The sequence below is a fragment of the Acinetobacter sp. FDAARGOS_558 genome (genome assembly GCF_003937785.1).
Lineage (GTDB): Bacteria > Pseudomonadota > Gammaproteobacteria > Pseudomonadales > Moraxellaceae > Acinetobacter > Acinetobacter baumannii.
The window spans coordinates 2,006,964-2,020,339 of the sequence record NZ_RKJH01000001.1; the positions used below are offsets into that span (position 1 = coordinate 2,006,964).

The following is a 13,376-nucleotide window of genomic DNA, read 5'->3' on the forward strand; positions in this document are numbered from 1 at the left end:
TTATTTGTTATCCGTGTTGATTCGCCAAAATAGCTTGTTTCATAAGTTCAACATCAAAGTCCTTAGTAATTACAGCTTGTCCGAGTTGTTTTAGCAACACCAAACGTAATTGCCCATTAAGAACTTTTTTGTCATGAGCCATATATCCAAGGAAATCATCCAATGGAATTTGTGGACATGATATCGGCAAATTCGCACGTTGAATGATTTTTTTTGTACGTGCCACATCTTCATTTGAGATCCAGCCCAAACGTTGTGATAAATCCGCCGCCATAACCATTCCAGTTGCTACAGCTTCACCATGCAACCAAGTTCCATAACCTAGATACGACTCAATCGCATGGCCAAAAGTATGACCTAAGTTAAGTAAAGCACGTTCACCTTGCTCTTTCTCATCGTTGGCAACAATGCGGGCTTTGTGAGCACATGAACGATAAACAGCCTCTGCTAAAAGGTCAGCATCTCTTGCAACTAGGCCATCCATATTTTCTTCAAGCCAAACCAGGAAATCTTCATCACCCAAAAGTGCATATTTAATTACTTCGGCTAAACCGGCCGAGAGCTCACGTTCTGGCAATGTATTCAATTGTGCCATGTCAGCTAAAACGACTTGTGGTTGCTGAAAAGCACCTAACATATTCTTGCCAAGCGGATGATTAATTCCTGTTTTTCCACCAACACTTGAATCTACTTGTGAAAGTAAGGTCGTAGGAACCTGTACAAAGTAAACGCCACGTTGGAAACAAGCAGAAGCAAAACCAGCCATATCACCAATGACACCACCACCTAAAGCTAAAACCGTACAATCACGGTTAAAACCAGCTTCAAGCAATGCATCAAAAATTAAGTTTAAATGCTGAATATCTTTATACTTTTCGCCATCAGGTAAAATACAAGTCGCAACCGTTTTATCTAGACTTTTCAAAGCTTCCTGATAGTGGCTTAAATATAAAGGTGCAACCGTAACATTACTCACAATCATGACCTGTTGACCATGAATGTAAGGCTCTAGTAATTGTTTCGGGTCAAGTTGGCTACCAATGAAAATAGGATAACGGCGTTCGCCTAATTCAACATGTAAAGTTTGCATGAATTTATAAAACCACTAGTCAGTTCGTCTATTTTAACTTGTTCGATAGAATAAGTTGCAAAATCTTTTGGGCAAGATCACGTGCAGCACCTTGATTCGTTTCAATCGTATAGTGTGCAACTTCACGATACAGAGGATCTCTGATCTTTAATAAATCCCGCAATTTTTGTTCAGGATTTTCAACTTGTAATAAAGGTCTATTTTTATCGCGATAGGTTCTTTGTAGTTGTAATTCGACAGGAGTATATAGATAAACAACGATTCCACGTTGCTTTAAAAACTCCCGATTAGGCGCCTGAGTAATAGCACCGCCACCTGTGGCAAGTACTAATGCCTTACGTGAAGTAAGCTCATTTAAAACGACAGTTTCACGCGTACGGAAGCCGACTTCTCCCTCTTTTTCAAAAATCCAGGGAATAGTGGCCCCTGTCTTGCGTTCAATTTCATGATCACTATCTAAAAATTCACGCCCTAATAGTTCTGCTAAATGACGTCCAACGGTTGTTTTTCCTGCCCCCATGGGCCCTACCAAATAAATATTTGGTAGGGTTTCAAACGCTTTGCTTGGCAAGGCGCCACCTATTTCAATTGCTTTCATTAAAAAATATATTAATGATTTCTCGCTAAAGTGTCATTAACAATTCGTGGTGTAACGAAAATCAGCAACTCTTGTTTATCATCAGACTTTACATCTTTTCTAAATAAACGCCCAACAACAGGAATATCACCAAAGAAAGGAACTTTGGTTTGTGAATTCATAGTCGTTTGCTCAAAAACACCACCCAAAATGACAGTTTCGCCATTATCTACCAATACATTGGTGTTGATATTATTTTTATTTAAAATCAACTCTCCATTTGGAGCCGCACCCGCTACAGAATCCTTAGAAATATCCAACTTCATTTGAATCTTGCCATCAGGTGTAATACTTGGTGTCACATTTAAACTCAGCAAAGCATCTTTAAAAGATGTTGTAGCAGTTGAACCTGCTGCAGAGTTAGTTGTAGATTGATATGGAACTTGTTGACCAGTTGCAACTTTCGCTGTTTGTTTATCGGCAGTCATGACTTTAGGGGTAGAAATAACCTCACCATAACCATCCGCTTGTAAAGCAGACAATTCAAGATCTAACATAAAGTCAGACATACTAATCAAGCCAAAAGCAATACTTCCTGCAGGATTAGAAACTCCTAAATCCACGTTTAAGTTATCTGGGCGCTCAATCGTATATTTATACCCACCTGTAGTTTCATCTTTTTTAGGTTCGCGTAAATTCCATAAAGTTGTTTCACTACCGCCAACCAGCAAATTGTTGTTATTGGTAATACCTTGCGACAGAATACCCCACTTCACACCAAGTTCTTTGGTAAATGACGTAGAGGCTCTCACAATACGTGCTTCAACCATAACTTGTTTAACTTGCACATCAAGCAAGTCAATCATTTTACGAATTTGATCAATTGACTGAGCAGTATCATTAATAATAAGAGTATTAGTTCGGTCATCTTGGGTAATAGTGCCACGTGGGCTAAGCAAACTACCCACATTATTGCCTAGACTATCAACTCCAGTATTTAAATTGGTTGAAGTTGAAGTCCCTCCACCAGAAGTATGCTGTAAACCATTACTATTATTTGAGCCTTGTGTAATGAGACCCATAATATCGCCAGCTTTAGCATACTTCAGTTGAATATACTCAGTCTGTAAGGGTGCAAGTTTGACACTTTGTGCAACAGCTTTCGCTTCTTCTTCTTCCGCCTTAATCAATTCTGCAACTGGAGCAATCCAAATCACATTGCCATTACGGCGTTTATCAAGATTTTTAGTTTTTAAAATAATATCAAGAGCCTGATCCCAAGGTACATCTTTTAAACGTAGTGTGATATTACCTTGTACACTATCGGCAGCTACCATATTGATGCCTGTAAAATCAGCAAGTAATTGCAACACACGGCGTACTTCAATATCTTGGAAGTCTAATGAAAGTTTATTTCCTGAATAATTTGGCGTTTTATATAAAGAGGTAACATTTTTATCTTGGGGACGTTTCAAACTGATCGTGAGCTTATTCTCTGCCTGATAGGCCATATATTCATAGCTACCAGAGGACTGGATAGTTATTACACCAACCCCTTTATCATTATAAGCATCAATACTTGAAACCGGGGTTGCAAAATCATTTACATTTAAGCGACGTGCTAAATGTGTCGGGATTTTTGTACCTATTGTTCTTATAACGACTTTACTACCCTGCTGCTGAACATCTACAGGCGTATTACTTCCTAAAAGATCTACAACAACCAGGCCTTCTCCCTGACTACCACGTTGAAAGCCAATATTTGAAACACCTTGTGGTTGTGCTGAGACCACAGGTAGCGGCTTATTACTTGTTTGAGCAGAATTAATTTTTAAAATAAAGGTATTACCTTCTACTCGTGTTGTAAATGCTCCAGCATCTTTTAGGTTTACAGTTAAACGTGAACGCTGGTCATCTGAAGTAACATCTACAGAACTTGTCTCATTAGTTGCAACACTAATTTTAGACTGTTTTAAACCTTGCTGTGCCTTATCAAAATCAAGTATTAAACGTGAAGGATTTTCAAGTTGGTAAGCTTGTGGTTGTGGTGGCAAGCCATTAAACATGACTCTAATTTCTGTGCCCTGACCTGCAATTTGCATTGGTACAATATTGGTCATGCTGACCTGTGCAGATGCAGCCTGCATAATCGCAATAGCTACAGCCCCCATAGAAAACTGACGGAATACGTGATTCATTGTCTGACCATCCCCAATTAAATAATCTTTAAAAATATTTTTTCGTTGTTATTCCCTAAATTTTAGGGTGCAGGCCCAATCAAGACCAAGGTTCTCGGTCTTTCGACATAGCCTTCTCGACCATCCGGTACGATTTCAACCAGATCAATCTGGGTTGGACTAATATGGGTGATACGGCCCTGATTCATACCCATATAGTTACCCACTTGTACCCGTTCAATCTGCTGATCCGGTGACTGGATCAGGGCCAATATCTGCCCTCGATTATTACGCATGCTCCCTTTCATATTTAAAGCTTCAAGTGCATAACTTTCGAGTGGTTGCGGCGCACGTGAGAAATTCGGATAAACCCGTTTCCCCGCCATAATCTTGAGCTCGGCAGCAAGAGAACTTGGCATAAATGGGCTTTTTAATTGATGAGCAGCGTAATTAAATTGTGGTACAGGAGTAAAAATCGGTGCTGGTTCAATAGGGAGTGGCGGCTGATTACGAATATTGGCCATTTCCTGATTTACTGCATCAATTCTTGAATCACAACCGACAAGCACAACACTCGCCAAAACACAAAGAGTAATTTGCTTAATTTTCATCATAACTCTCCTATTTCGGCTGAACAGTAGTGTTCGTTGAAGCAGATGCTGCTGGAGCTTTGCCTGTTTGCTCCGATGTATCTGTTGCCCCTACGTATCGGTATGTTTTTGCTTTAATGGAATAGTTCAGTACAGGAATATCAGACTTGTTATCCTTAGCTGGCGATACATCAACAGTAAAATCGTGCATGGTTACAATACGAGGCAAAGCAGCGATACTACTTACAAAAGCTCCAAATGCGTGATAGTCTCCGGTCGCTTCTATGGCAATTGGTTGCTCAATAAAAATTTCCTGCTTTACTTCATCTTCCAAGCGAATATTTTTAAATTTCAATCCAGAGTTCACTCCTGTTAAGTTGATATCTTCAACTAAACTCGGAATCTCAGTTTCTTTTGGTAACTGCTCTAGTTGCTGGTTGAAATTTGCCTGCATCTCTTGAAGTTGTACCTGATACTGTTGCAGGTTACGTAATTTCGAGTCTTTTTCACGAAATTCGTTTAATAAATTGCTTTCCTGAGCTTGAGCATTATCAATAGCTTGTAATTTTGGTTGAATAACAATGAAATACCCCAAAGCTAACACAGCAAAGAAAATAAAAATCCAACACGTAATTTTTACAGATATTGGCCAACTACCGTAGTTGTTCATATCCAGCGTATTAAATTGCTGAAGGAATTTATCGAGATTAAATTTCTTTTTCTTTGCAGATAATTGTTCTAATGACAATTCTTGAAGTTCGTCTTGACTCATTTAGCGGCCCCCACACTTTCACCTGTAGATGGCTTAGCAGAATCATCCGTTGTGGTCACGCCCATTTCCCCCAAATCGACAGTCACAACAAAACTACCATAGTGGTCTTCCACCCTAGGAAGAAGAGAACTTGCAGCCTTATCTTTTTTCTCTTCATTAGCCAAGAAAGAGTTCATAAAAGCATTACGATACCAAGGAGATGCTTCAAGATTACGGAGTAGTTCGGCTACTGTATTTGGACTTTCAGCTTTACCTTCAATCGTAAACTTATCTCCGGTTCGGCTAAATTTCGTTAAATACATAGCTGATGGCGTGACTCGAACTAACTCATCAACAAGTCTTACCACTACTGGACGTTGACTCTGCAAACCTTGAATCAACTTCATGCGTTCAATAATAGCATCACGCTGTTCCTGTAAGCCGTTTAATGTTTTTAATTGCTGATCAAGGTTCTGATTTGTGCTCATAATGAGCTGATTCGCTTGCTCTTGATCATCTAATTTATGGTCAAAATAAAACCATCCCCCAAATACGGTTGTAATCCCCAAAACAACCACCCCAAAACATAACGTTATAAATTGTTTTTTTCGTTGCTCCCTCAGCTCTTCGCGCCAAGGCAGTAAATTAATTGTTGCCATTAATCAAAACTCCTTAAAGCCAAGCCACATGCCACCATTAAAGATGAAGCATCATTTTCAATTTTTTGAACGTCGACTTGAGGAGAAAAGCCCATTTGTAAGAATGGGTTGGCAATCGTGACACGGTAACCTAATTTTTGCTGCAAAAGCTTGGCAAGGCCTGGAATATTCGCATTTCCACCAGCGAGCAAAATATGGTCTATTTCGTTAAATTGGGATGAGGAAAAGAAAAATTGTAGTGAGCGGGCCGCCTGCTGAACTACCGCATCTAGAAATGGGTCTAGCACTTCAATTTCATAATCATCTGGTAAAGAACGATCTTTTTTCGCTCTGCTTGCTTCTTCTAAAGACAAACCATAACGACTTTGAATTTCAAGCGTAAGTTGTTTTCCGCCGAAAACCTGCTCTCGTGTATAAATAATCTTGCCATTTTGCATGACAGATAATGTCGTCATAGTATGACCGATATCTAAAATCCCTATGGTATTTGCACCCATCGGTAAGCTATCAGCAAACACGCTAAAGGCGCGCTCAACCGCGTAACTTTCGACATCAGCCAATTTAGGATTTAAATCCGCCAATTCAAGCACTTCAACGCGTGTTTCAACATTTTCTGTTCTTGTGGCGACCAAGAGCACATTTACACGATTTGGATTCGCAAGACGATCCGGCAAAACCTCAAAATCAAGGCTCACCTCATCTAAAGGGAACGGTATATACTGCTCCGCATCTACACGAATCTGAACTTCGCGTTCGTCATCGCTCATATCTGCATCCATTTCGATAGTTTTATGAATAACCGTCGATGTCGGAACAGCAATTGCAGCATGAGTGGTTTGGGGATTTGCTAAATTCATCGCCCGTTCCAAAGCCTCTGCAACTGCTTCTGGATTTAAGATATTTTTTTCAACTACACTGTTTTCGGGTAAAGGCATCAAAGCATAGCTTTCTACCCAATATTTACCGTTCTTGACAGAGAGCTCTAACAACTTAACAGAAGTCGAACTAATATCGACACCCATTAACCCCTTATTAGGTTTACGATATAACCTGAGCACACTATTGTCCTATTATTTTTTTATCCCCAAAAAAAATTACAAACCAATAATCTCGGTCTTTATTTTTACACGGATACAATATCTCATCTAACAATCCGCATGTCTAAAGGCTATACTGACCACAATTAGTTTGTATTCGATCTTATTAAAGCTTACTTATCATGAAAAAGCTATCCAGTTTGGGCTTCGTGCGTCCAATTTTTTTGATCATTATTATTATCTTAGTCTCACTTCCGATGGGATTCTATGGCATGTATCTCTATATTGCCCCAACGCTTCCGGAAATGAGTTCACTAAAAAAAGCACCGCTTTTAAAACCATTGCAAGTCTATACAGCCGACAATCAACTCATTGCTGAATACGGTGGCAAACTTTCTATTCCGGTTGAATACAAACAAATTCCTCCTAATTTTATTCATGCATTTCTAGCAGCAGAAGATTCTTCTTTCTTTGAACATAGCGGCATTAGTTTTAAAGGTTTAGGCCGTGCTTTGAGTGAAAGTGTTACGGGTTCTGATGTACAAACTGGTGGTTCAACCATCACGATGCAGGTCGCAAAGAACTATTATTTAAGTCCAGAAAGAACATTAAAACGCAAACTAACAGAAATCTTTTTGGCTCGAAAAATTGAGCAAAACTTATCTAAAGAAGACATCTTAAGCCTCTATGTAAATAAGATTTTCTTAGGTAAAAACGCTTACGGTATCGCAGCGGCTGCAAAGATTTACTACAACAAAAGCATTAATGAGCTCAGCATTGCCCAAATGGCCATGATTGCCGGCTTGCCTAAAGCACCATCTAAATATAATCCAGTTGTTAACCCTGAGCGTGCACTTGAACGTCGTAACTGGATTTTAGGCCGGATGCTTCAACTTGGTTATATTTCTCAAACGGAATATCAAAAGGCCGTTGCAGAGCCAATCAATTTGAATATGCCCAACCGTGACCTAAATAATATTCACCCCTACGCAGGTGAAATGGTCCGCTCAGAGCTTGTAAAACATTTTGGTGAACAAGCAATTGATTCTGGTTATAAAGTCTACACAACAATTAATGCGAAACGCCAAGCGATTGCGGAAAAAGCTGTGCAGGACGGTCTTGAAGCTTATGACCGTCGTCATGGCTGGCGTGGTGCAGAAGCACATGATAAGCCATTAAGCGAATTTAGAGCATATGCCAACACTTATCCGGCGCAAGTCACCAAGGTAAATAGCAGCTCTTTTGAAGCATTAATGCAAGATGGCTCAACAGTAACCGTGCAATGGTCCGGCATGTCATGGGCCCGTCCCTATCGCAATGCAAATAGCGTAGGTGCAGCACCTTCTCGTGCATCTCAAATTGTTAAAGTTAAAGATATTGTTCGTTTACGCCCAAATGAAGCTAAAACTGCGTGGTCACTAGTTCAAGTACCAAAAGTTCAAGGTCAGCTCATTGCAATTAACCCAAACGATGGCTCAATTGAAGCAATTGTAGGTGGTTATAATTTCTATCAATCAAAATTTAACCGTGCTTTACAAGGCTGGCGCCAGCCAGGTTCTACCATCAAACCATTCCTCTATGCTTTAGCATTAGAACGTGGCATGACACCATATAGTATGGTGAATGATAGCCCTATTACGATTGGCAAGTGGACACCGAAGAACTCTGATGGTCGCTACCTAGGCATGATCCCGTTACGCCGTGCTTTGTATTTGTCTCGTAATACGGTTTCAGTAAGACTCTTACAAACTGTAGGAATTGAACGTACTCGCCAATTATTCATGGATTTTGGTTTACAAGAGGATCAAATTCCACGTAACTACACCATTGCTTTAGGTACGCCTCAAGTATTACCAATTCAAATGGCAACTGGTTATGCAACATTCGCAAACGGTGGTTACCGTGTTCAACCGCATTTTATTCAGCGTATTGAAGATGCATACGGTAAAGTCATTTACGAAGCCAAGCCAGAATATGCATGTATTCCATGTATTAATGCTCCTGAGACAACTGACGATGCACAGGTAACTACTCCAGACGATCAAGTTGTTGAAGTCACAAATAAAGAGCTAGAGCAGAAAGAAAAGACAACCAAACAACTTAATCTTAAACAGACGGACAAAAATAACAGTCAATATCGTCAAGCTCAGCGCATTTTAAAATCAAGCTCTGCTTATGACATGGCAAATATCTTACGTGACGTAATTGAGCATGGTACAGGTCGTGCTGCACTCAAGATTGGCCGTAGTGATTTAGGAGGTAAAACAGGTACGACTAACGATGCAAAAGATGCATGGTTTGCAGGTTTTAATGGCAAGTTAGTAACTGTAACATGGGTTGGTTTTGACCAGCCGACTACACTTGGTCGCCGTGAGTATGGTGGTATTGCTGCACTACCAATCTGGATTAACTTTATGGGTCAAGCATTGCAAGGTACACCAGCTGCTTGGGTTCGTTTAGAAAAAGATGCTCAGGCACCTATTTCTCGCGATAAGCAAGAAGTCACAACTGAAGTAGGCGATAAGAAAACCTATCGTGCTGCCCCTCCATTAGCACGCCCACTCTATCGTCCTGCACCACCACAACCTAAAACCACCAATAATGACTTCGATGACTTACCGGGTGAGGAAATTGTGATTCCTTCCAAGACAACACCTCCAGCGATGAAACCTTCGCAAGGGGCAGCGCCGAAGCGTGAAAAAGATGAATTAGAAAACTTGATTAATCAAATTGAATAAAAATAAAAAAGCCATCGTTAGATGGCTTTTTTATTACGCTTTTGAAAAAGATAAATTTGAAAAGATGCGGTCACTTGTAAGTGTGCTTTCTGTTCTAATTGCATACGACGTTCTGGAGATGCCTTATAAGCATAGGGAGTCATAGCAATAAGATTTTTTAAAGCCTGCTGGTCAAGTACTAAAGGAGCCTCAATAACTTGCTGTTCTTTCAACTCAAATAAATCTTGTAGTTGTTCAACAAATTTCTGTGGTGTATGAGGATTAACCTGTTCAAACAATGCCTCACGCATCGCATACAAATGATCGGTTGCCGGAGTCACAACAATTAAATAACCATCATCTTTTAAAACACGCAGAATTTCCGTTTGGGGAATCGGGCTAAAAAGACTCGTACACACATCCATGCTTTGATCGATGACCGGTAAAGTTGCTCCTGTACCAACCACCCATGTCACTTTGTCATTTAACTTTGCTGCGCGTTGTACTGCATTTTTTGCAATATCTACACCTATACACTGTTCAACGATCTGTTGCATTGCGCTGGTGTAATAGCCCTCGCCACAGCCAATATCAAGTACCATTTTAGCTTTAAGATCTTTCAGCAAATGAACTATTGCTTGCTGTAAAGGTTGATAATAGCCACCTTGTAAAAAAGCACGGCGCGCATCTATAGACTCAGGAGTATCTCCCGGATTTTTACTATGTTTGTGCTGTACAACATGTAAGTTCACATAACCTTGCTTTGCAATGTCATAGCTATGACCCTGTTCACATCGCCATGTTTTGCTTACCAGCTCAAGTCGTTGACGACACACAGGGCACATTAAATTTTGCGTAGTCACGTTTAATTATTCTCTTGTTCTTTTTGTTGTAAATAAGCCTTAGCGTGTATTCCAACAAATGTACGGCCTGCATTTGTTCCCTTAATCCATTCATCTACTTCAAACAAATCAAACAAGCCCACTTTAACTAAAGTTGGAATTGCGATCTTCAACTCTTCTTCAATTTGCCCTCTTTGCCCCGCATTATAGAGTTCAATATTATGCAGCATCGTCGCGACAGTTCCCGTTTGCACCTGACTTCCATCTTTAAGCACAACTTGAGGTAAGACTTCGCCCTCTCCAACTACTTTTTGATTAATTACAGATAATTGGTCTAGACCAGCAACTTTTGTCATTTACCTCTCCAATAAAAAAAGCCAGTAGAAACTGGCTTTATATTGACACCAAAATAAGTTCTAGCGCAATTTTAAGGTCATTAGGCCTAAAACAACCAGCATAATCGTAATAATCCAGAAACGGATGACCACTTGGGTTTCTTTCCAGCCTTGTTTTTCATAGTGATGGTGCAAAGGTGCCATCAAGAATACGCGTTTATTCCGCATTCGTAATGAGCCGATTTGCAGGAATACCGATACCGCTTCCATAACGAAAACACCGCCCATAATTGCGAATACGATTTCTTGGCGAACCATAACGGCAATGGTTCCAAGCATTGCGCCTAGAGCTAAAGCGCCCACATCACCCATAAAGACTTGCGCCGGATGTGCGTTATACCAAAGAAATGCCAAACCTGCACCAATCATGGCAGAACAGATCACCACAAGTTCAGAGGTATATTTCACATAAGGAATATGCAAATAGTTGGCAAAACGAATATCACCAGATAAATACGCAAATACGCCTAAGCCCGTCGCTACCATAACTACTGGCATAATGGCTAAACCATCTAGACCATCAGTTAGGTTAACCGCATTAGAGGCACCATTAATTACTAAATAGGTAAATACAATAAATGCTAAACCTAAAGGAACAATAGAAAGCGGAATTGAAAGATTCTTAAAGAAAGGAATCAATAAATCCAGCATATTTGCTGTGTATTCTGCATTAGATTGTTGGGTAGCAATTAAATATAACGCAATACCAGCACCCAGCGATGCGACAGAAGTCCAGAAAAACTTCTTACGGGCAGGTAGACCTGCATTATCTTTATAGCGAATTTTAATCCAGTCATCTGCCCAGCCAACCGCACCGAACACAACCATTACACCAAGTACAATCCAAACATAAGGGTTAGATAAATCAGCCCACAATAAAGTACTAATACCAATTGAGAGCAGAATTAAAATCCCACCCATGGTCGGTGTACCCATCTTCTTAGCATGATTTTCAGGAGCAAACGAACTTACTGCCTGACCGTATTTTAACGCTTGTAATTTACGAATCATGATTGGTCCGAGAACCAAACCAATGGTCAGTGACGTTAATACACTGAGTAAAGAACGTAATGTTAAATAACGAACAACCTGAAACGAACTGTGATAGCCCGCAAGTTGTTCAAACAACCATAACAGCATTTAAAGTTTCTCCATCAAATCAGCCATCAACGTTTCCATATGAGTAAAGCGAGAACCTTTAAACAGGAAACTCATGGACTGGGGTTGATGTGTTTGGATTAGATTGATTAAAAATGGAAGCGCCTCAGCTTGAGTCTGAAATGCTTTCAATTTAGTAGAATGAAGACCTGCGCCTTCGAGAGCTGCTGAGGCAAACTGCCCAACTGCAATAATATGGTCTAAAGGAAGCTCAGCAAGATCGCGACCTAGATCGTGATGTTCTTGCCAACTACTATCACCTAACTCCCCAATATCACCCATCACCATGACTTTAATGCCATTTTGCTGAAGTAATACTTGTGCCGCAGCACGCATAGATGTTGGATTGGCGTTATAAGTATCATCAATAAATAAATGAGGCGCTTTTTGAATAAAATTCAAACGACCTTTTGCACCTTGTGCTTGCTCTAGACCTTTTACGATATCTTCCAAGCTAACACCTAACGCCAAAGCAAATGCTACTGCTGCAGTTGCGTTTTGCACATTGTGCTCACCCGCAAACGGCAGTCTTACAAAACTTGAACCTTGAGGCGTATGTAACTGGAAATTGGCAGATTGTGGCAACAATTCAATCTCTGTAGCAAAGACATCACCACCAGCACCAAAGCTCATGATTTGATGGCTTTTGGCTGCTTCACGAATCTCAGCGGTAAAGTCATCTTGTTGCGGAACAATAGCAACGCCCTGAGGTAAAATATGACGATAGATTTCTGATTTAGCGCGGCAAATGCCATCACGCCCGCCGAACTCACCCAAATGAGCAGTTCCAATATTTAAAATACCAGCAACATGCGGTTGAACAAGTTTTGATGTGTAGTCAATTTCACCTTGATGATTTGCACCAAGTTCCATCACCGCATATTGATGCTCCTTTCGAAGCTCAAGCAACATCATCGGCACACCAAGATCATTATTTAAATTGCCTCGGGTAATCAATGTAGGTGCTAAACGAGACAAAATACTTCCTAGCATTTCTTTGGTGGTGGTTTTACCACTACTGCCCGTTAAAGCAATTACTTTCAATTGAGCATTTTGTTCACGACGATACGCACCAAGCTGCCCCAAAGCCAAACGGGTATCGGCAACTACAAGCTGAGCAATTTCTGCATCTATAGGCCGCTCGACAATAGCAACTTGGCAACCATTTGCAGCCACTTGCCCGACAAAATTATGCGCGTCGAAACGTTCACCTTTTAGTGCTAAAAAGGCATCCCCACTTTCTGCATGACGCGAGTCAGTCAAAATACGTTTAATTTCAGTTTGAGGGATCTGGTCTTTATGCCAGTAACCCTGTGTTGCCTGTTGTAATTGTTGAGCTGTCCACGGTTCCAAAGGCACGGTACTGGTGGTTGAAGTATGCAT

At 40.5% G+C, this 13,376-nt stretch carries 12 protein-coding genes; 1 reads left to right on the plus strand and 11 read right to left on the minus strand.

The window, feature by feature from the left end; genetic code table 11:
- Nucleotides 1–7 precede the first annotated feature (7 nt).
- From aroB to EGT34_RS09720, 7 genes are all read right to left on the minus strand, one after another.
- Nucleotides 8–1,090, minus strand: a complete 1,083-nt coding sequence (aroB, locus tag EGT34_RS09690; RefSeq protein WP_001194002.1) for a 3-dehydroquinate synthase — start codon at nucleotides 1,088–1,090, stop codon at nucleotides 8–10.
- Between the two features lie 28 nt (nucleotides 1,091–1,118).
- The gene (gene aroK / locus EGT34_RS09695; protein WP_000643712.1) at nucleotides 1,119–1,688 is read right to left on the minus strand and encodes a shikimate kinase AroK; all 570 of its coding nucleotides are present in this window, start codon (nucleotides 1,686–1,688) and stop codon (nucleotides 1,119–1,121) included.
- Between the two features lie 11 nt (nucleotides 1,689–1,699).
- Nucleotides 1,700–3,865, minus strand: coding sequence for a type IV pilus secretin PilQ family protein (gene pilQ / locus EGT34_RS09700; protein WP_001017038.1), 2,166 nt, complete (start codon nucleotides 3,863–3,865; stop codon nucleotides 1,700–1,702).
- Nucleotides 3,866–3,927: 62 nt separating this feature from the next.
- The gene (locus EGT34_RS09705) at nucleotides 3,928–4,455 is read right to left on the minus strand and encodes a pilus assembly protein PilP (RefSeq protein ID WP_000695058.1); all 528 of its coding nucleotides are present in this window, start codon (nucleotides 4,453–4,455) and stop codon (nucleotides 3,928–3,930) included.
- 10 nt (nucleotides 4,456–4,465) lie between these two features.
- Nucleotides 4,466–5,206 (minus strand): type 4a pilus biogenesis protein PilO, encoded by a 741-nt coding sequence (locus EGT34_RS09710; protein WP_000076101.1) that lies wholly within the window; start codon nucleotides 5,204–5,206, stop codon nucleotides 4,466–4,468.
- Nucleotides 5,203–5,844 (minus strand): PilN domain-containing protein, encoded by a 642-nt coding sequence (locus tag EGT34_RS09715; protein ID WP_000201227.1) that lies wholly within the window; start codon nucleotides 5,842–5,844, stop codon nucleotides 5,203–5,205. The genes EGT34_RS09710 and EGT34_RS09715 overlap by 4 nt, the downstream gene beginning before the upstream one ends.
- A complete protein-coding gene (locus EGT34_RS09720; RefSeq protein WP_002014066.1) occupies nucleotides 5,844–6,902 on the minus strand; it encodes a pilus assembly protein PilM in 1,059 nt (352 codons plus the stop codon). The genes EGT34_RS09715 and EGT34_RS09720 overlap by 1 nt, the downstream gene beginning before the upstream one ends.
- A gap of 161 nt (nucleotides 6,903–7,063) precedes the next feature.
- On the opposite strand from EGT34_RS09720, the gene ponA reads away from it, so the two are divergent.
- On the plus strand, nucleotides 7,064–9,619 hold the full coding sequence (gene ponA / locus EGT34_RS09725; RefSeq protein ID WP_000736683.1) for a penicillin-binding protein PBP1a: 2,556 nt from the start codon (nucleotides 7,064–7,066) through the stop codon (nucleotides 9,617–9,619).
- A gap of 17 nt (nucleotides 9,620–9,636) precedes the next feature.
- Here ponA and EGT34_RS09730 read toward each other — a convergent pair whose 3' ends face one another.
- Genes EGT34_RS09730 through EGT34_RS09745 form a run of 4 tightly spaced genes read right to left on the minus strand, consistent with a single transcriptional unit; the run spans nucleotide 9,637 to nucleotide 13,376 of the window.
- Complete coding sequence (locus EGT34_RS09730) at nucleotides 9,637–10,461, minus strand: putative RNA methyltransferase (RefSeq protein WP_086242007.1); 825 nt, start codon at nucleotides 10,459–10,461, stop codon at nucleotides 9,637–9,639.
- Between the two features lie 2 nt (nucleotides 10,462–10,463).
- A complete protein-coding gene (locus EGT34_RS09735) occupies nucleotides 10,464–10,796 on the minus strand; it encodes a DUF7709 family protein (RefSeq protein ID WP_000169601.1) in 333 nt (110 codons plus the stop codon).
- 60 nt (nucleotides 10,797–10,856) lie between these two features.
- Nucleotides 10,857–11,975, minus strand: a complete 1,119-nt coding sequence (mraY, locus tag EGT34_RS09740) for a phospho-N-acetylmuramoyl-pentapeptide-transferase (RefSeq protein WP_000928089.1) — start codon at nucleotides 11,973–11,975, stop codon at nucleotides 10,857–10,859.
- Nucleotides 11,976–13,376, minus strand: a complete 1,401-nt coding sequence (locus EGT34_RS09745; protein WP_000557516.1) for a UDP-N-acetylmuramoyl-tripeptide--D-alanyl-D-alanine ligase — start codon at nucleotides 13,374–13,376, stop codon at nucleotides 11,976–11,978.